General features: G+C 67.6%; 16 protein-coding genes and 1 pseudogene. 9 read left to right on the top strand and 8 right to left on the bottom strand.

Going from position 1 to position 18,216, the window contains the following annotated elements; all coding sequences use genetic code 11:
• Positions 1–71: 71 nt before the first annotated feature.
• The 3 genes from VARPA_RS15790 to VARPA_RS15780 all read right to left on the bottom strand — a co-directional run bounded on the left by VARPA_RS15790 (position 72) and on the right by VARPA_RS15780 (position 2,182).
• Positions 72–602: a GNAT family N-acetyltransferase gene (locus VARPA_RS15790; protein ID WP_013541581.1), complete on the bottom strand. Its 531-nt coding sequence runs from the start codon at positions 600–602 to the stop codon at positions 72–74.
• Complete coding sequence (locus VARPA_RS15785; protein WP_013541580.1) at positions 599–817, bottom strand: DUF6434 domain-containing protein; 219 nt, start codon at positions 815–817, stop codon at positions 599–601. The genes VARPA_RS15790 and VARPA_RS15785 overlap by 4 nt, the downstream gene beginning before the upstream one ends.
• A 174-nt stretch (positions 818–991) precedes the next feature.
• Complete coding sequence (locus tag VARPA_RS15780) at positions 992–2,182, bottom strand: MFS transporter (RefSeq protein WP_013541579.1); 1,191 nt, start codon at positions 2,180–2,182, stop codon at positions 992–994.
• Between the two features lie 91 nt (positions 2,183–2,273).
• Between VARPA_RS15780 and VARPA_RS15775 the strand changes: the two genes are divergently transcribed.
• The gene (locus VARPA_RS15775) at positions 2,274–3,236 is read left to right on the top strand and encodes a LysR substrate-binding domain-containing protein (RefSeq protein WP_013541578.1); all 963 of its coding nucleotides are present in this window, start codon (positions 2,274–2,276) and stop codon (positions 3,234–3,236) included.
• On the opposite strand, the gene VARPA_RS15770 is transcribed toward VARPA_RS15775, so the two are convergent.
• From VARPA_RS15770 to VARPA_RS15760, 3 genes are all read right to left on the bottom strand, one after another.
• Positions 3,185–3,946 (bottom strand): 2-keto-4-pentenoate hydratase, encoded by a 762-nt coding sequence (locus VARPA_RS15770; protein ID WP_013541577.1) that lies wholly within the window; start codon positions 3,944–3,946, stop codon positions 3,185–3,187. The genes VARPA_RS15775 and VARPA_RS15770 overlap by 52 nt on opposite strands.
• 66 nt (positions 3,947–4,012) lie before the next feature.
• Positions 4,013–4,990, bottom strand: a complete 978-nt coding sequence (locus tag VARPA_RS15765) for a Bug family tripartite tricarboxylate transporter substrate binding protein (protein WP_041943672.1) — start codon at positions 4,988–4,990, stop codon at positions 4,013–4,015.
• 114 nt (positions 4,991–5,104) lie between these two features.
• The gene (locus tag VARPA_RS15760; protein ID WP_013541575.1) at positions 5,105–6,349 is read right to left on the bottom strand and encodes a pyridoxal-phosphate-dependent aminotransferase family protein; all 1,245 of its coding nucleotides are present in this window, start codon (positions 6,347–6,349) and stop codon (positions 5,105–5,107) included.
• A gap of 122 nt (positions 6,350–6,471) precedes the next feature.
• Here VARPA_RS15760 and VARPA_RS15755 point away from each other — a divergent pair, with 122 nt between their 5' ends.
• The 4 genes from VARPA_RS15755 to VARPA_RS15740 all read left to right on the top strand — a co-directional run bounded on the left by VARPA_RS15755 (position 6,472) and on the right by VARPA_RS15740 (position 12,120).
• Positions 6,472–7,167 carry a GntR family transcriptional regulator gene (locus VARPA_RS15755; protein WP_013541574.1) on the top strand — a complete coding sequence of 232 codons (696 nt, stop codon included), beginning with the start codon at positions 6,472–6,474 and terminating at the stop codon, positions 7,165–7,167.
• Between the two features lie 15 nt (positions 7,168–7,182).
• Positions 7,183–10,269 carry an FAD-binding and (Fe-S)-binding domain-containing protein gene (locus VARPA_RS15750; protein ID WP_013541573.1) on the top strand — a complete coding sequence of 1,029 codons (3,087 nt, stop codon included), beginning with the start codon at positions 7,183–7,185 and terminating at the stop codon, positions 10,267–10,269.
• Positions 10,270–10,330: 61 nt separating this feature from the next.
• A complete protein-coding gene (locus VARPA_RS15745; protein ID WP_144298996.1) occupies positions 10,331–11,569 on the top strand; it encodes a YbfB/YjiJ family MFS transporter in 1,239 nt (412 codons plus the stop codon).
• Entirely contained in the window at positions 11,566–12,120 is a 555-nt protein-coding gene (locus VARPA_RS15740; protein WP_013541571.1) for a methylated-DNA--[protein]-cysteine S-methyltransferase, read from the top strand. Before VARPA_RS15745 ends, VARPA_RS15740 begins: the two co-directional genes overlap by 4 nt.
• Before the next feature lie 6 nt (positions 12,121–12,126).
• On the opposite strand, the gene VARPA_RS31840 is transcribed toward VARPA_RS15740, so the two are convergent.
• Positions 12,127–12,252 (bottom strand): hypothetical protein, encoded by a 126-nt coding sequence (locus VARPA_RS31840; RefSeq protein ID WP_268741610.1) that lies wholly within the window; start codon positions 12,250–12,252, stop codon positions 12,127–12,129.
• A 218-nt stretch (positions 12,253–12,470) separates the two neighbouring features.
• Here VARPA_RS31840 and VARPA_RS15735 point away from each other — a divergent pair, with 218 nt between their 5' ends.
• From VARPA_RS15735 to VARPA_RS15720, 4 genes are read left to right on the top strand one after another with little or no spacing between them, the layout of a single operon-like run.
• Positions 12,471–14,525 carry a TonB-dependent siderophore receptor gene (locus tag VARPA_RS15735; RefSeq protein WP_234974753.1) on the top strand — a complete coding sequence of 685 codons (2,055 nt, stop codon included), beginning with the start codon at positions 12,471–12,473 and terminating at the stop codon, positions 14,523–14,525.
• Between the two features lie 17 nt (positions 14,526–14,542).
• Positions 14,543–15,643, top strand: a complete 1,101-nt coding sequence (locus VARPA_RS15730; protein ID WP_013541569.1) for a PepSY-associated TM helix domain-containing protein — start codon at positions 14,543–14,545, stop codon at positions 15,641–15,643.
• Between the two features lie 54 nt (positions 15,644–15,697).
• A complete protein-coding gene (locus VARPA_RS15725; RefSeq protein ID WP_041942923.1) occupies positions 15,698–16,453 on the top strand; it encodes a hypothetical protein in 756 nt (251 codons plus the stop codon).
• A complete protein-coding gene (locus tag VARPA_RS15720) occupies positions 16,450–16,794 on the top strand; it encodes a hypothetical protein (protein ID WP_013541567.1) in 345 nt (114 codons plus the stop codon). The genes VARPA_RS15725 and VARPA_RS15720 overlap by 4 nt, the downstream gene beginning before the upstream one ends.
• A gap of 136 nt (positions 16,795–16,930) precedes the next feature.
• Here the strand turns inward: VARPA_RS15720 and VARPA_RS15715 are convergent.
• Positions 16,931–18,158: pseudogene (locus tag VARPA_RS15715) on the bottom strand (MFS transporter).
• Between the last annotated feature and the right edge of the window lie 58 nt (positions 18,159–18,216).

Here is an 18,216-nt window from a genome sequence, read left to right as displayed (position 1 = left end):
GTTCCTGGAGGCGCACCTCAGCGATGCGGACGGGCGGATGCTGGCGCGCTTGACGGCGAGCGCACGGATGATCAGTCCCCGCTAGACAAGGCCTGTGGCATCGCCAGGACATGGTTCCTGTGCCGGCCTTCGCCGAGAACGAAATCGGTGCTGCCGCGAACCACGAAGCCGTGCTTCTCGTAGAAACGGCAGGCGCGCAGGTTCTGCACATTGACCATGAGCCACAGCCCGTCGTTGCCCGCGCGTGCCGCCCGCAGCAATGCGGCCCCCACGCCGTGCCGCGTGAACGGCTCCTGCACATACAGCGTGCAGAGTTCCGAATCGGCTTCGGGCACCAAGGGCTGCGGCACGCCGGAGCGCACCAGCGCATACCCGACGAGTCGTTCATCGACCTCGGCGACGTGCAGCGAGACATCGGGCGCATTCACCAGCGCGAGGAATTTTTCGGGCGTGAATTCCGACAGAACATAGCGTGCGAACAGGTCGCTCACGCCCTCGGTGTAGGTGGCGAGCCAGACCTGGATCGACAGGGCGGCGAGGGTGTGCGCGTCGGCCACGACGGCGGCGCGAACAGAAATATCGGGGCGCGTGACTGACGTCATTTCGACAGCTCCCCGCGTCGCTTCAACCATTCGTCCGCCACGTCGCCCATGCGTTTGGGTGACCCGTCGCGAATCCACGCCATGAAGGCCCGGTCGAACTTGAATTCGTCGCCACATGCCGAGACCATGAAGCGCCGCACGTTCTGCGTGTTCCTGTAGCCCTTGTCGACCACGGTGGTCCGCGTGATGGGATCGCTGTGCCAGTTGAATTGCATGGTGAATCTGGAATCGGGCGCACTGTTCGAGGCGCGCCGATTCTGTCAGACCCCGGTTTCTCGGCGGGGCGACCTGATCGATCGTCATGCGATCCGTCTCGCGACAGAGCCCGGCTCACTCATGTCACGAGCATGTACCCGCGGCGCGCGGTGCCGCAGTAGTTCACACCTTTCTCAGGCCTGCGCCGATGCGCAATCGACCACGGTGCGACCACTTTCCTGGCGGTCGAGCGCACGGCTCCAGAGTGCGATCGCTAGGCCCACGAGCGTGAGCAACGCGGCCACCCAGCCCAATGCGCGAAGCCCTGGGCCATGGTCGATCACCACACCGCCGACCCACGCGCCCAGCGCATTGCCGAGGTTGAAGGCTGCGATGTTGAGGCTCGACGCGAGGTTCTGCCCGGCGCCCGAGGCCTTCTCCAGCACCCGCAATTGCATCGGCGCCACGGTCGCGAACGAGGCCACACCCAGCAGCCCGACAAAGACCACCGCGGTGAACGGCGTGCCGATGGTGAACTGCATCGCGCCGAGCACCACGGCCAGCGCCACCAGCGTGCCGAGCACGGCGGCCATCGGTGCGCGGTCGGCCAGCTTGCCGCCGAGGATGTTGCCGACCGCGAGGCCACCGCCGAATACCAGCAGGATCGGCGACACAGCCGATTCCGAGAGTCCTGTGATCTGCGTCAGCAGCGGCTGGATGTAGGTGAACACCACGAACACGCCGGCGAAGCCGAGCACCGTCATCGCCAGGCCCAGCAGCACCTGTGGGCGGGCCAGCACGGCCAGCTCTTCGCGCAGCGGCGCGGGCTTGGCCTCGCCCTTCACGCGCGGCACGAACACGGCGAGCACGGTGAACGCCAGCACGCCGATCAGCGTCACTGCCCAGAAGGCCGAGCGCCAGCCGAACTGCAGGCCCAGCCAGGCGCCGGCCGGCACGCCGAGCAGCGTGGCGGCGGTGAGGCCGGTGAACATGATCGCGATGGCCGAGGCGCGGCGCTCGGGCGCGACGAGCCCGGTGGCCACCACCGAGCCGACGCCGAAGAAGGTGCCGTGCGCGAGCGAGGTGACGACGCGCGCAGTCATCAGCATTTCGTAGTTGGGCGCGAGCGCGCAGGCGAGGTTGCCGAGCGTGAAGATCGCCATCAGCGCGAGCAGCACGGTCTTGCGCGGCAGCTTGCGGGTGGCGATGGTGAGCACGGGTGCGCCGACCGCGACGCCGAGCGCATAGCCCGAAATCAGCAGGCCGGCCATCGTGATGGAGACATGAAGGTCCGTCGACACCTGCATCAGCAGGCCCATGATGACGAACTCGGTGGTGCCGATCCCGAAGGCACCGGCGGTAAGGGCAAGTAGAGCGATTGGCATGATGCCTGTACTGTGCGGACATTCATGGTCTGTGACTAGAATGCCGCCGCTACATGCACTTGTGATTTGAAGTCACAGAAAAGGAAGGCTCATGCCGCGCATCGACGTCAATCGCTCCGGTGAGATGGAGGCTTTCGTGCAGGTGGTCGAGTCCGGCGGTTTCTCCGCGGCGGCGCGCCTCCTGGACATGACGCCCTCGGCGATCAGCAAGCTGGTGGCGCGGCTCGAACTGCGGCTGGGCATTCAGCTCGTGCACCGCTCCACCCGCAAGCTGCAGCTCACGCCCGAAGGGCTGCATTTCTACGAGCGCAGCACGCGCGTGCTGGCCGACATGGACGAGGCCGAACGCTGCGCCGCCGCCGGTGCGGCACCGCGCGGGCGGGTGAGCATCAATGCCAGTGTTTCGTTCGGCCATCACAAGCTGGTGCCGCTGGTGCCGCGCCTGCTCGAGATGCATCCGGAAATCACGCTGGACATCGCGCTCACCGACCGCATCGTCGACCTGATGGACGAGCGCGCGGACATCGCGATCCGCTGGGGCCAACTGCCGGCGTCCGACCTCGTGGCGCGGCGCCTCGGCGAAACGAGCCAGGCGATCGTGGCCTCGCCCGGCTACCTCAAGAAATACGGCACGCCCCACACACCGCAGGAACTGGAGGCGCACAACCGGCTCGGGTGGAGCTACCGGCGCAACACGCCCGATTGGCCGCTGCGCGTGGATGGCCGGACGGTCACGATGCCGGTGGCAGGCCCGGTGCGCGCGGGCGATGGCGAAACGCTGCGGCAACTGGCCATCGCGGGTGCCGGCGCGGCCCGGCTGTCGCTGTATCACATCCAGCACGACATCGACGCCGGGCGGCTGGTGCCGCTGCTGGAGGAATTCAACCCCGGCGAGATCGAGCCGATCCACGCGGTCTACATCGGCAAGGCGGGCACGCTGCCCGCGCGGGTGCGTGCGGTGCTCGACTTCCTGGTCGCCTGCTCGGGCGTGGGCGACGGGCGCTACACGCGCAAGCGGACCGCGCCGATGCCGGGGAACTCGGCCGTCACCTGATCGCCGCGGCGGCAGGGCAGCACGCCGACCCATGAGCCCGTTGTGACGACGGTGCCCGCACGCGCGGTCTGCCCATGCCGCGTGATGTGACGCAGCCAGATCGGCAGCAGCCACGCCGGATCGGCCAGCGGATGGGTGCCTTCGCGCACGACGACTTCGCCATCGCCGATGCGTGTTTCGCAGCGCTGCGAGGCCCAGTCGATGGCGGCGTAGGGTTGCCAATCGCCGAGCACCAATGCGCCGTGGACTTGCGAGTCGGCCAGGCGGAGCAGGGCGGATGTGGAAGCGAGGTCTTGCCAGCGCGAGTCGACGATTTCGATGGAGACGGCCATCGCGTCGATGAGCGAGGCCGAGTTTTCGTGGTCGAGCTTTGCGGCTTGTTCGGGTGTCACGTCCTGGCCGAGTCGCAATGCGATTTCGGATTCGATGCCGGGCGTGTGAAACACGAGGTCGTCGAAATTCGCCGGGCTCTGGCGCACGCCGGACGGAGGCAGCGGCGCGTGCGTGAGCGTCACGCTGCGCGAGCCGCCGCCGGATTTCCAGTGGCCGGGGACGGCGCCTTCGTCACCGAACCAGTCCAGCGCGGCGGCCACGGCGTCCTGCACTTCATAGGCCTGGGCGGCGTCTTGCAGCGCATCGGTCCAGGGGGCGGCATCGAGGGTGCGGTTGCTGCGGCGTGCGGCGATCAAGGCGTCGGCGAGGGCGGTCATGGATGGAGTCATCCTGCGATTTTGTCAGTTGCTGTTCGGGGCGTGATCGCGCCCTGAACAAGGGCTTCAGGTTTCCACGTGCACGTTGCCGTCCTTGACGACCTTCGCCCACTTGGCAATTTCAGTGCTGATGAACTGCTTGAACTTGTCCTGCGAACCGCCGCCGTCTTCCGCGCCGTAGGTGTCCATGCGCTCCTGCACATCGGGCATTGCGAGTACGGTGTTCACATCGCGATTCACCTTCTGCGCAATCGCAGGCGGCAGCTTGCCCGGGCCGACAAGCCCGTACCACGTGGTGGCCTCGAAGCCTGCGAAGCCTTGCTCCTGCATCGTCGGCACGCTCGGGTGGCCCTTGGCGCGCTTGGTGCGCGTCTGGGCGACAGCGATCACACGACCGTTCTTCACGTGCGGCGTGGCGGCCGTCATCGTCTCGAAGCTGTACTGGATCTGACCGCCCATCAGGTCGGCAAGCAATGGGCCGCTGCCCTTGTAGGGCACATGCAGCGCATCGACGCCGCCTTGCAGCTTGAACATTTCGAGCGCGAGGTGCTGCGCCGAACCCGCACCGGCCGAGCCGAAGCTCACCGTGCCGGGCGCGGCCTTGCAGGCGGCGACGATGTCTTTCACGCTCAACGCCTTCTGCCCCGGATTTGCGATCAGCAGATTGGGCGTGACGCCCACGAGCACGATCGGCACGAAGTCGCGCTCCACGTTGTAGCGCAGCTTGGGCTGCAGGCTGGGCGCAAGCGCGTGACTATTGATGTGCGCCATCAGCAGCGTGCTGCCGTCGCTGGGTTGCTGGGCCACGTAGTCGGCCGCGAGCACGCCGGCGACGCCGCCCTTGTTCTCGACGATGACCTGCTGGCCCCACATGACCGTGAGCTTCTGCGCGACCACGCGCGCGAGCGCATCGGTGCCGCCGCCGGGTGGAAAGCCCACCACGATGCGCACGGGCCCCGAGGGCCACTCTTGTGCGAAGAGCCGGGGCACGCCCAGCGTGGCGGCCGCGGCGCCTGCGGCTTGAATGAGGGAACGTCTTTGCATCATCTTTGTCTCCGTGGTGTTGGGGTCCGATGCGTGCCGGCCTGTCGACAGGTCCGGCAAGGTGGAGGCCGCCGCCTCGTTCGAGCGACGCGTTGCGGCCGGTGTGTCGCAGGCCTAGGCGGCTTTCTGCAAGCCGACGGGGGCCGCCGCGTGATTGGCGAAATAGTCCATCGTCGCCTGCACGCCGCTGCCCGCGAGCTTGATGCCCGAGAGCTTCATGCCCATCTCGACACCCGCGACCATGGCCACGAGGGTCAGGTCGTTGCTGTCGCCCAGATGGCCCATGCGGAACATGCGGCCCTTGAGCTTGCCGAGGCCGGTGCCGAGCGAGAGGTCGAAGCGCTGATGAATCAGGCGGCGCAGCGCGTCGGCATCGACGCCTTCGGGTGTGATCACGCCGGTGAGCACGGGCGAGTAGACGGCAGGGTCCGCGCACTGGATCGGCAGGCCCCAGGCGTTGACAGCGGCGCGTACGCCCGCGCCCCAGCGCTGGTGGCGCGCGAACACGTTGTCCAGGCCCTCGCCGAGGATCATGTCCAGCGATTCCGACAAGCCGTAGAGCAGATTGGTGTTCGGCGTGTAGGGCCAGTAGCCGTCCTTGTTCATCTCGACGATCTCGTCCCACGCCCAGAAGGCGCGCGGGAGCTTGGCGGTCTTCGAGACTTCGAGCGCGCGCGGCGAGAGCGCGTTGAAGCTGATGCCGGGCGGCAGCATCAGGCCCTTCTGCGAGCCGCTGATGGTGACGTCCACGCCCCATTCGTCGTGCCGGAAATCGGCGCTCGCGAGGCCCGAGATGCTGTCGACCATCAAGAGGGCGGGATGCCCGGCCGCGTCGATGGCCTTGCGCACCGAGGCGATATCGGAGGTGACGCCGGTGGAGGTCTCGTTGTGCACCACGCACACGGCCTTGATCTTCTTCTCGGTGTCCTTGCGAAGGCGCGCCTCGATGAGTTCGGCCTGCACGCCGCGGCGCCAGCTCGGCGCATTCGGCAAATGTTCGTCGGTGCCGGCGAGCGCGAGGAATTCGGTCGAGAGGCCGAGGCGCGTGGCCATCTTCTGCCAGAGCGAAGCGAAGTGGCCGGTCTCGTACATGAGCACGTGGTCACCCGGGCTCAGCGTGTTGGCGAGCGCGGCCTCCCAGGCGCCGGTGCCCGAAGCGGGGTAGATCGCGACCGGATGCTTCGTTTTGAAGATCTGCTTGATGCCGCCGAGCACCTTCAAACCGAGCGTGCCGAACTCGGGCCCGCGGTGGTCGATGGTGGGAAGGCTCATGGCCCGCAGGATGCGGTCGGGCACCGGGCTCGGGCCGGGAATCTGGAGGAAATGGCGGCCGGTGGGATGGATGTCGAGTTGCAGCATGGACTGTCCTTTCGCTTTCAGTTTTGCATTCAAAATTGATTTACGTATGCTGGTTTACCCTGAATTACCGGGGTTGTGAGTCCTAATATTTGCATTCAAAATGCATTCAAGGGAATCCAACCATGACCGCAGAAATCATCGAAATCTCCAGGCTCGCATTGCACGACCAGGTCGCTGCGCGCCTTCGCACCATGCTGGTGGAGGGGCACATCGCCCCCGGCGCCAAGCTCAACGAGCGCGAGCTGTGCCTGCAATTGCGCGTGTCGCGCACGCCGCTGCGCGAAGCCATCAAGCTGCTTGCGGCCGAGGGGCTGGTCGACCTCTTGCCGAACCGCGGCGCGGTGGCGGTGAAGCTCACCGAGACGGATGTGCTCGACACCTTCGAGGTGCTGGCGATGCTCGAGGGCATGTCGGGCGAGCTCGCCGCCAAGCGCATCACCGATGAAGAGCTGGCCGAGGTGCGCGCGCTGCATTACGAGATGCTGGCCTGCTTTTCGCGGCGCGATCTCTCGGGCTACTACCGCCTGAACGCGCGCATCCACACGGCCATCAACGAGGCCGCGGGCAACCCGGTGCTCGCGGGCACCTACCGCTCGATCAATGCGCGGGTGCAGTCGCTGCGCTTTCGCACCAACCAGAACGAGACCAAGTGGAAGCATGCGGTCGACGAGCACGAACAGATGATCCAGGCGCTGGCCGCGCGCGATGCACAAGCGATGCGCAAGGTGCTCATCGCGCACGTGCTGCGCAAGCGCGACACGGTGCTGGAGCTGCTGCGCGCCGGCGAGATCTATCCCCAGGCCAACAAGGCCAACTGACCCCACACATCCACCATGCGCATCGATCCCGCCAGCCACATGCAGCCAGCCGGAACCGTTCTTCCGCCCAACGACACCTGCGAGCTGCTCTCGCGCCGGCTGCGCGCCGAAACGCAAGGGGAGGTGCTCTTCGACGACGGCTCGCGCGGGCGCTACGCCACCGACGCGTCGATCTACCAGATCACGCCGGTCGGTGCGTTCGTGCCGACGAACGACCGCGACATTGCCACCGCCATCGACATCGCACGCGACCTCAAGGTGCCGGTGTTGGCACGCGGCGGCGGGACGAGCCAGTGCGGGCAGACCACGGGCGCGGCGCTGGTCATCGACAACAGCAAGCACTTTCGGCGCGTGCTCGAGGTGAATGCGGAGGAGGGCACGGCGACTGTCGAACCCGGCCTCGTGCTCGATCACCTGAACGCGAAGCTCAAGCCGCTCGGGCTCTGGTATCCGGTCGATGTATCGACCAGCGCGCAAGCAACGCTGGGCGGCATGGCGGGCAACAACTCCTGTGGTTCCCGCTCCATCGCCTACGGGAACATGGTGCACAACGTGCTGGGCGCGAGCGCGTGGTTGTCGAACGGCGAGCTGGTGGAGTTCGGACCGACGGGCACGCTCGGCGTGCGCGCGGCCGGCATCGCGCAGTTCGTGCGCGGCCTCGCTCGGCAGCACCGCGACGCGATGGCCGAGCACTGGCCCAAGGTGATGCGCCGCGTGGCCGGCTACAACCTCGACATCTTCGACAACCAGAGCGAGAAGCCGTACACCGCCGATGGCAGCGTGAACCTTGCGCATCTCTTGATCGGCTCGGAAGGCACGCTCGCGTACACCAAGAGCCTGAAGCTCAAGCTCGCGCCGTTGCCGCGCGCGAAGGTGCTGGGCATCGTGAACTTCCCGACCTTCCATGCGGCCATGGATGCGGCGCAGCACATCATCAAGCTCGGGCCGACAGCGGTGGAGCTGGTCGACCGAACGATGATCGAGCTGAGCCTGGCGAATCCCGCCTTCAAGCCGACGGTGGAGACCGCGCTGATCGGCAAGCCCGCGGCCATCCTGCTGGTCGAGTTCTCGGGTGGCGACAAGGCCGCGCTGCTGCCGCAACTGAAGCAACTCGTCGAACTGATGGGCGACCTGGGCCTGCCCGGCAGCGTGGTCGAGATGCCCGACGACGCACGCCAGAAGAACCTGTGGGAAGTGCGCAAGGCTGGCCTCAACATCATGATGAGCCTCAAGGGCGACGGCAAGCCGGTGAGCTTCATCGAGGACTGCGCGGTGCCGCTCGAACACCTGGCCGAATACACCGACGCGCTGACCGAGGTGTTCGCCAAGTACGGCAGCCGCGGCACCTGGTACGCGCACGCCTCGGTCGGCACGCTGCATGTACGGCCGATCCTCGACATGCGGGCAGACGGCGCCACGAAGATGCGCGCCATCGCCGAAGAGGCGAGCGCGCTGGTGCGAAAGTACAAGGGCGCCTTCAGCGGCGAGCACGGCGACGGCCTCTGCCGCGGCGAGTGGATCGAATGGCAGTTCGGCCCGGCCATCAACGAAGCCTTCCGCGCGATCAAGAAGAAGCTCGACCCGATCGACCTGTTCAACCCCGGCAAGATCATCGATCCGCCGCGCATGGACGACGGCGCGCTGTTCCGCTTTGCGCCGCCCACGGCACCGAAGCCGTACCGGCGCATCGAACTCAAGCCAGTGCTCGACTGGTCGGCCTGGAACGTCAACGCCGATCCGGTGACTGAAGTAACCACCGCGCCCGGCACCGGCGGCGACAGCACCGGCGGCCTCGCGAAAGCCGTGGAGATGTGCAACAACAACGGCCACTGCCGGAAGTTCGACGCCGGCACCATGTGCCCGAGCTACCGGGTGACGCGCGACGAGCAGCACCTCACACGCGGCCGCGCCAACACGCTGCGCCTCGCGCTCTCGGGCCAGCTCGGCGCCGATGCCTTCACCAGCGAAGCCATGCACGAGACCATGGACCTGTGCGTCGGCTGCAAGGGCTGCAAGCGCGATTGCCCGACGGGTGTGGACATGGCGAAGATGAAGATCGAGTTTCTCGACCACTACAAGAAGCGCCACGGCCATACGCTGAAGGACAAGCTCGTCGCCTACATGCCCGACTACGCGCACAAGGCGAGCCGCATGCCGTGGCTGCTGAACCTGCGCAACAGCGTGCCCGGCGCGGCGTGGCTCGGCGAGAAGCTCTTGGGCTTTTCGGCGAAGCGCTCGCTGCCCGAATGGCGCAGCGACACCTTCTGGCGCGCGAAGGGCAACGAGCCCGGCCTGTTCGCGGACCAGGCCTCGGTGCTGTCGGTGGCGGCGCGCGGTGGCAAGACGGCCGTGCTCTTCGTCGACACCTTCAACGGCACTTTCGAGAGCGAGAACGCCTTCGCGGCCGCGCGCGTGCTCGAAGCCGCGGGCTATGTGCTGCACACGGTCGAAAAGAGCGGTGGAAAGGGCGGCGGCCACCATTGCTGCGGCCGCACCTTCCTCGCGAGCGGCATGGTGGACGAGGCCAAGGTCCGCGCCGAAGCATTGATCGATGCGCTGCTGCCGCTCGCGCAAGCGGGCGTCCCCATCGTCGGCCTCGAACCTTCGTGCCTGCTCACGCTGCGCGACGAGACACTGGTGATGGGCTTCGGCGACAAGGCCCAGACCGTGGCGAAGCAGGCGCTGCTGTTCGAGGAGTTCATCGCGCGCGAAATCAAGGCGAGCCGGTTCAAGCTGTCGCTGAAGCCGTCCGCCACGCCGATCCTCCTGCACGGCCATTGCCACCAGAAGGCCTTCGGTGCGGTGAGCCCGATCATGGAGGTGCTCAAGCTCATTCCCGGCGCCGAGCCCGAGCTGATCGAAAGCTCCTGCTGCGGCATGGCCGGCAGCTTCGGCTACGAGGCGAGCCACTTCGACGTCTCGATGCAGATGGCCGAGGCGAGCCTGCTGCCTGCCATCCGTGCGAAGCCCGATGCGGTGGTGGTGGCCGATGGCACCAGTTGCCGCCACCAGATCGGCGATGGAGCGCAGCGCGAGGCGGTGCACGTGGCGGTGCTGCTGGCGCGCCACCTGGTGGTGAAGCCGGATTCGACGGCGCGGTAACCGGCCGGCACCCGGGCAGGATCGCGCGGGCTGCCGCAAAATGGCTGCGCCGCCCGATCCGATGTCGACCACCCTCACTTCTCCCTCCCTTCGCGCGCAGCCCGCGCTGCGCCTTGCGTTCGCGCTGTCGATGGGCGCGGCCGTGTCGCTCGGCATCACCCGTTTCGCGTATGCATTGCTGCTGCCGCCGATGCGCGCCGACCTCGGCTGGAGCTACGCGCTGGCCGGCGGCATGAACACCGCCAACGCGGTTGGCTACCTCGCCGGTGCGCTGGTCACGCCGGCGCTGATGCGGCGCTTCGGCGTGACGCGGCTCCTCATCGTCGGCGCCGTGCTGGCCAGCGTGTTCATGGCGGGCAGCGGCTTCGTGACCGATGCGCCGGCCTTGCTGCTGCAGCGCCTGCTGGCCGGTGTCGCCAGTGCCTGGGTGTTCGTGGCGGGCGGGTTGCTCGCCGCGCGGCTCGGCGAAGCGGATGCACGGACCGGCGCCTCGCGCAGCGGGCTGCTGCTCGGCATCTATTACGGCGGTACCGGCTTCGGCATCCTGTTGTCGGCGCTGCTCGTGCCGCAGGTGCTGCGCGCGGCGTCGGATGTGCCGCATGGGTGGACCTGGGCGTGGTGGGCGCTGGCGCTTGCGAGCGCAGCCGCCACTTGCCTGCTGGCCTGGGCGGGGCGCGCGATGCCGGACCCTCCGGCTTCGGCAACGCCATCGGCTGCGACCGCGACCGAGGCTGCGCCCATCGCGCTGCGCCACTTCGTCTGGGCCCTCGCGGGGTACGCGCTCTTCGGCATGGGCTACATCGGCTACATGACCTTCGTGATCGCGCTGCTGCGGGAGCAGGGCGCCAGCGCCGGCTTCGTCACCCTGTTCTATGCGTTGCTGGGCATCGCCTGCGTGGCGTCGTCGCGGTTGTGGGCCGGGCTGCTCGACCGCTACCGCGGCGGCCAGCCGCAGGCGCTGTTGAACGGGCTGCTCGGCGTGGCCACGCTGCTGCCGGTGCTGAGCGCTTCGGCACCGGTGGCACTGGCCTCGGGCGTGCTGTTCGGCGGCGTGTTCCTGTCGGTGGTGGCCTCGACCACCGCGCTGGTGCGCCACAACCTGCCGCCGGCACGCTGGGCGCAGGGCATCAGCCTGTTCACCATCGTCTTCGCGCTCGGGCAGATCGTCGGCCCGACGGTGACGGGCTGGATCTCGGACGGCCCCGGCGGCCTCGCGCGCGGGCTGGTGGCCTCGGCGATCGCGCTGTGGCTCGGTGCGGTGCTGGCCGCGCGCCAGCATGCGTTGAAGGAGATCGAATGACGGAACGAGACGACGCCACCGGCTTCGCATTGTTCGAGACCACCATCGGCATGTGCGCGCTGGCCTGGGGGCCGCACGGACTGGTCGGCGTGCAACTGCCTGCCGACGAGGGCGAGCCGGCCACGCGGGCGCGCATGCGGCACCGCTTTCCGGAGCTGCACGAAGGACCACCGAACGACATGGGGCAACATGCCATCACCGCCATCCAGGGCCTGCTGCAGGGCGTGCACGACGACCTGAGCCACATCGTGCTCGACATGCGCGGCGTGTCGGAGTTTTACCAGCGCATCTACGCCATTGCGCGAAGCATTCCGCCGGGGCAGACGCGCACCTACGGCGAGATTGCCGAGGAGCTCGGCGACAAGGGCTTGTCGCGCGCCGTGGGCCAGGCCATGGGCCACAACCCCTTTGCGCCCGTGGTGCCATGCCATCGCGTGCTCGCGGCGGGCAACAAGCCCGGCGGGTTTTCGGCTGGCGGCGGCGCGCTGACCAAGCTGCGCATGCTGGGCATCGAGGATGCGCGGCCGAACGGGATGGCGTCGCTGTTCTGAAGCGTTTCAACCTGCCGGAACAGGCAGCCGGTGCAGCGTGGCGACGCGCGATGCAAAGATGATCACCGCCTGCAGCGCAAAGCCCGCGAGCGCTAGCAGCAGGCATGCCGGCTCGCCCCACGCTGCACCCACGGCGCCACCTGCGCACACAAGGCTTCGCCGAACCGAATTTCAAAGTTCCTACAATGCGTGCCCGTCGCCAGTCAGCTCCTGAGTGAAGCCAGCCAGCAATTTGTCTTTGTTTGCTTGTTTTCACTTTCATGGTTCGTACTCTTCCTCTTCCTCTTCCTCTTCCTCTTGCGCCTTGCCGCTCGCACCGGCGATTTGCCTTCGTTCCCCTGACACCGCTGGTGCTCGGCCTTTCCTTCGGGGCTGACGCGCAGGAGGTGGCTGAGCCACCTGCGCTGCAGGAGGTGCGCGTGAACGCCGTTGCCGAAAAGGGTGTGGGCTTCGCGCCCACCCAGACGCAGACCGCCGGCAAGGCGCCCATGCGGCAGCTCGAAACGCCGCAGTCCGTTGGCGTCGTGACGCGCGAGGAAATGGAGTCACGCCAGGTCACCACGCTTCAGCAGGCCCTGCAGACGGTGGCGGGGGTGAGCCCGGTCAACTTCGGGCGGCGCGGTTTCGACGACATCAACATCCGGGGGTTCCGCTCCACCGAATCGATCCTGATCGACGGGCTCGTGCAAAGCCCCAGCATGTGGACGCGCATGGTTCCCTATGGCTACGAGCGCATCGAGGTGTTGAAGGGGGCTTCGTCGATCCTTTATGGGCAGGTCCAGCCCGGCGGCCTGGTCAACGCCGTCAGCAAGCGTCCGCACAGGGAGGCCCTGAGCGAGGTGGGCGTCGAACTCGGCAGCTTCGGAATGAAGAGCCTCTCCTTCGACGTGAACCGGCCGTTGTCCGAATCGGGCAAGACGGCGTTTCGCCTCAATGCCTACGTGGCCGACACCGATGATCCGGTCGACCATGTCTGGCGTAAGGATCGCTGGTTGGCCCCTTCGCTTTCGCTCGATCTGGGACGTGACACCGACCTCGTGCTGTTCGGCACCTACAGCGGCTCGCGCTGGCTGCGCATGCAGGGCATTTCGCCTTACGGCACGGTGCTGCCGAACCGCAATGGCCCACTGCCGCGGACGCTGTTCACCGGCGAACCGGCTTTCGGCCCTTATGCCGTGGAGCAGTACACGCTCGGCTACGCCTTCGAGCACCGCATCAGCCCGCAACTCTCGCTGCGCCAGAACGTACGCTACGAGCAGGAGAAAGGCGAGGGCCGCTTCGTCTCGAACCAGGCGCTGCAGCAACCCCGCCAGCGGCTGCAGAACCGCGTGGCGTCGCTGCAGAAGGCGGACTACGACATTCTGGTGACCGATACCTCGCTGCTCGCCACTTTCGATGCGCTGGGGATGTCGCACCGGCTCGTGGTCGGCATGGACGCGCGCCGCGGCAAGAGCGACCAGGCCAATACCAACTGCCGCATCGCGCCGCTCGACCTCTATGCGCCGGTCTACGGGATGTCGGCGACCTGCCCGGCGACCCCCACCACGCATGCGCCTTCCAGGCTGACGGTAGCGGGGCTGTACCTGCAGGACCAGGTCAAGTTCGCCAAGGGCTGGACCGCGCTGCTGGGCCTGCGCCGCGAAGGATCGCGCAACGAAACGAACGACTGGGTGCGCCGCGAACACACGGTGACGCGCGACTACGCTACCACCGGCGCGTTCGGCCTGACCTACGAATTCCAGCCCGGGTGGGCCGCCTACGGCAGCTACAGCGAGTCATTTTTGCCAGTCGCCGGCAAGACCTTCGGTGGCACGCCCTTCGTTCCCGAAATCGGCAAGCAATGGGAGACGGGCCTGAAGTACGAGCGTCCTGGCGGCGGCCTGACGGGTTCGCTCGCGGTGTACGACCTCAAGCGCCAGAACGTGACCAACGCAGACCCGGTGAATCCGACCTTCCAGGTGCAGACCGGTGAGCAGCGCTCGCGTGGCCTCGAACTGCAGACCGGCGCCGACCTGTCCAACGGCGTGAAGCTCACCGCGAGCTACACCTATGCCGACACCGCCGTCACGCGCGACAACGACAAGTCCATCGTCGGCCGTCCGCTGAACCTCACCCCGCGTCATGTGGCGGCCGTCTGGGCGACCTGGCGCCTGCCCGTGCTCCAGCGCGTCACCGTGGGTCTCGGCGGGCGCTACGTGAGCCGGCAGGTGGGCTCGTTCCCGTTCACGCTGCCGCCGTACTTCGTGGCCGATGCCTCGCTCTCGTACATGGGCGACAACTGGCGGCTGACGGCGGGCGTGTCGAACATGTTCAACAGGAAATACTTCGACGGCGCGGTCAACCAGTTCGTGGTGTCACCCGGGATGCCACGGCGCTTCACCGTCGGTGCGACCTATTTCTTCTGAGCGGAGGTCACTGCTTCATGACCTCGCAGCGCACACTGAGCATGCTGTTCACGGTTCATTCGTGGGCCGGCATCGTCACGGGCCTGCTGTTGTTCATCGTGTGCTTCTCGGGCGCGGTCATGGTGTTCAAGGACGAGATCGACCTCTGGGCCAACCCCGGTCTGGCGAAGCTGCCGCGCGCCGCATCGCCCGTGTCGCTCGATGCGGTGCTGCGCAACGTGCAGGCTGCGTATCCGGGCGCACGGGTGGAGGCCATCGTGCTGCCCGATGCGGTCACGCCCAGCCACTTCGTCTTCGTCCGCGAAGAGGGCCTGCCCGAATCGGCGCGCACCAAGCTGGCGGCGCGCTCCGACACGGGCGCGCTGGTCGGCCCGGTGGACAGCCAGCTCGGGCAGTCGCTGCGCATGCTTCACGTGTTCCTGTTCTTCGGTCCGCGCTGGATCGTCGGTTTTCTGGGTGTGGTCATGGCCGTGCTGATCGGCACCGGCATCGTGATGCACCGCAAGATCATTGCCGAACTGTTCACCCAGCGCTGGGGGCGCAGCTTGCGCGTGGTGATGTCCGACATGCACAAGGCGGCCGGGATCTGGGGGCTGGCCTTTCACATCCTCATCGCGGTGACAGGCGCCTGGCTGGGGCTTGCACCGGTGTTCGAGCGCGGTTTTGCCTATGTGGTGCAGGGCCCCACGGCGGTTGCCCGGCCGGTGCCCGCGCCCGCAGCGCCGATGCGGTCTCTCGATGAAATGCGCATCGCTGCATTGCGCGCGGTGCCCGGCTTCGAGCCGCGGCAGGTGACGCTGCGGCAGTGGGGTCGCGCGGACGCGCAGGTCATCTTCACGGGCGGACTGGCGACCCACCTGGCCAGCACCGTGCGCGTGCAGGTCGGTGGTGCGACGGCCGAAGTGGCCTCCGTGCTCGATCCCCGAACGAAGGGCTTCTGGAGTCAGTTCAACGGACTCATGGAACCGCTGCATTTCGGCAATTTCGGCGGCATGCCGCTCAAGTGGCTGTATTTCCTGCTGGGCCTGACGCCCGCATTTCTCTCGCTGTCGGGCACCTTGATCTGGCTCGATGGCCGTCGGCAGCGTGGCGCGAATGGCGCACGCATGCCGATCTAAAAAACTGAACACCGAATGTCCGTCTCTTCATCTCTCCACACGCGTGACGCCACGTTGGCCGAGCGCTTCTTTCTCGGCCTTCATGCGATGGTGCCGGCCGCCTTGCTCGCAATCAGCCTCGCGCAACTGTTCCCGCCCGCGCGGTGGGGCGCGCTGGCCCAGAGGCCTGCCTGGACCCTGTGGGGCGCCGTCGTGCTGTGGCTGGCCTTCGGCTTGCTGCCTGCGCTGCTGCTGCGACGGCGGCTGATGCTCTGGCGCACGGCCCTGGTGTTCACAGCGATCCTGCTGATGGCCACCGCATCGGCGGGCATCGTGTTGTCGAGCGCGCAAGCTTCGCCGTTCGCGCTGGTGCTGGGGGTGCTCGGCGTGGCCAGCCTGGCGCTCGCGACATCGCTGGGGCCGCACCGGGTGCGCGAGCATCGGCCAGGCAGGGGCCTGGCATCGAAGGCGGTGCTTGCGCGGTCGCGGCCCTTGTGGCGTCGCCTGCGCGCGAGCCTGCCGTTCTGGGTGGCTGGTGGCCTGATGGTCGAGGGCTTCAGGCTCGCGCACATGAGCGCCGGAGAACCGCACCGCGACTCGGGCATGGTCGCCATGTTGGCCGCGTTCTTCCTGCTGCTCCCAGCTGCGACGTTGGCGTCCTGGCTGCGCCGCACAGCGGTCGTGCTTGCCATCGCTGCGGCTGCGGTCTTTGCCTGGCTCGTTTTGCGTTCAGGCTTGGCCCAATGGGGGCTGGGCGCGGTCTTGTCGCTGGGGGCTGCACTGCAGATGGGCTGGGGAGCCCCGCACAAATCCCTGAACGAAGGTCGATGAGCGCATTCGTTCTGCCGCTGATCGCATGGGCCACGCTGGCCGGCCTGGCGGTGTGGAGCGCGGCTTCATCGACGCGCGCCCTGGGCGACGCGCAATGCGCGCGGAGTCACGCGGCCGTGCAGATCGCGTTCCTGCTCGCGGGGCAGTGCCTGTGCGCCATCGCTGCGGCGGGCCCTTGCGGCGGCCTCGCGATGGTGGCCTGCGCCTGGATGGCGATGGGGTGGGGCTACACGCTGGCGTTGAATACCTGGCCCGTGCGCACCCAGGCGTGGGCTCGTCGCAGTGGCTGGGCGGCGCTGGGTCTGGCATTGATGGGGACGACGGCGCTGATGGTTTCGTGATGCCGACGGGCGGCGACGGTCCCGCGAGCAGTCAGTTCATCGACACAGTCCGGACTTCACTTCGAGTGCGATCACTGCCATCACGAAGTAATGAAGGCCGAACGGGAGGGGCGTCGCTGTTCTGAACTGAAGGCCGTCAGGCCGCAGCCACGGGCAGCCGATGCAGCGTGGCGACGCGCGATGCAAAGATGATCACCGCCTGCAGCGCGAACCCCGCGAGCGCGAGCAGCGAGCAGCAAGCAGGCCGGCTCGCCCCATGCGGCACCCACGACACCACCCAGCGCGGCGCCGATGGGACGGGCGCCCGAGTTGATCGTGAGGAACACCGCCGACACGCGGCCCAGCATCGTCGAGGGCACGACGCTCTGCCGCAGCGTGGTCGAGGTGATCACCCAGACCATCGGTCCCGCGCCGAAAAGAAAGAACGACAGCGCAGCGAGCGATGCGAGGGGAAAGACCAGCGTGGCCGCCATCACGCCCGCCGCGATCACCGCCACGGCGGGGCCGACCTGGATGGCGCGGCCGAAAGGCAGCCGCGCCACGACACGCGACGTCAACAACGCGCCCGCCACCATGCCCGCACCATACATCGCCAGCGTGAAGCCCACCGCCTGCGCGCCGAGCCCGAGCACTCGCACCGCATAGGGCACATAGCCGGCTTGCAGCACGAACCACGAGATGTTGAAGACCGCGCCGGTGATCGCCATCGGCCGCAGCAATTCGTGCTGCCAGACGAGGCGAGCGCCGTCCTTCACTTCGAGCAATGGATGGCGCGGCGAGGCGGGTGAGCGCGGTGCTTCGGTCAGTCGCAACAGTAGCGCCACGGCCGCGACTGACAGCATCGCCGCGAGCACGAACGGGGCCGAAGCGCTCGCCCATGCGACCAGCGCGCCAGCAAGCGCGGGGCCGGCAGTGAACGCTGCGCTGCGTGCGAGCTCGAGCCTTCCGTTGGCCAACGCGAGCGCCTCGCGCGGCACGAGCGCGGGCACCAGGGCCGGCGCCGCGACGCTGAAACCCACGGTGCCCACCGCGCCGAGAAACCCGAGCACGGCCAGCCACGCGATGCTCAGCTTCGACGCGAACACCATCGCAAGGAGCACCAGCAGCGACACCGCGCGCAGCGCTTCCGCCCACAGCATCAGCCGCTGGCGCGACATGCGATCTGCCAGCAGCCCGAGCGGCATCGAGACGAGCAGGAAAGGCAGCGTCTGGACCGCCGCGAGAAAACCGATCTCGCCCGGCCCCGCGCCGAGCATCAGCACCGCGACCAACGGCACGGCCGCGAGGCTGAGTTGCTCGGCCGATTGCGCCGCGAGGTTGGACCACGCGAGATTGCGGAAAGAACGGGGAAGGGCGTAGGGCATGCGACAAGGCTCGGAAGAAAAGCCCGATCCTCCGCTTGAGCCCTCTCCGGCGCTGGCC

It is taken from the genome of Variovorax paradoxus EPS (genome assembly GCF_000184745.1).
In the GTDB taxonomy this organism is placed as follows: domain Bacteria; phylum Pseudomonadota; class Gammaproteobacteria; order Burkholderiales; family Burkholderiaceae_C; genus Variovorax; species Variovorax paradoxus_C.
This window is presented reverse-complemented; position numbering and strand designations above follow the sequence as displayed.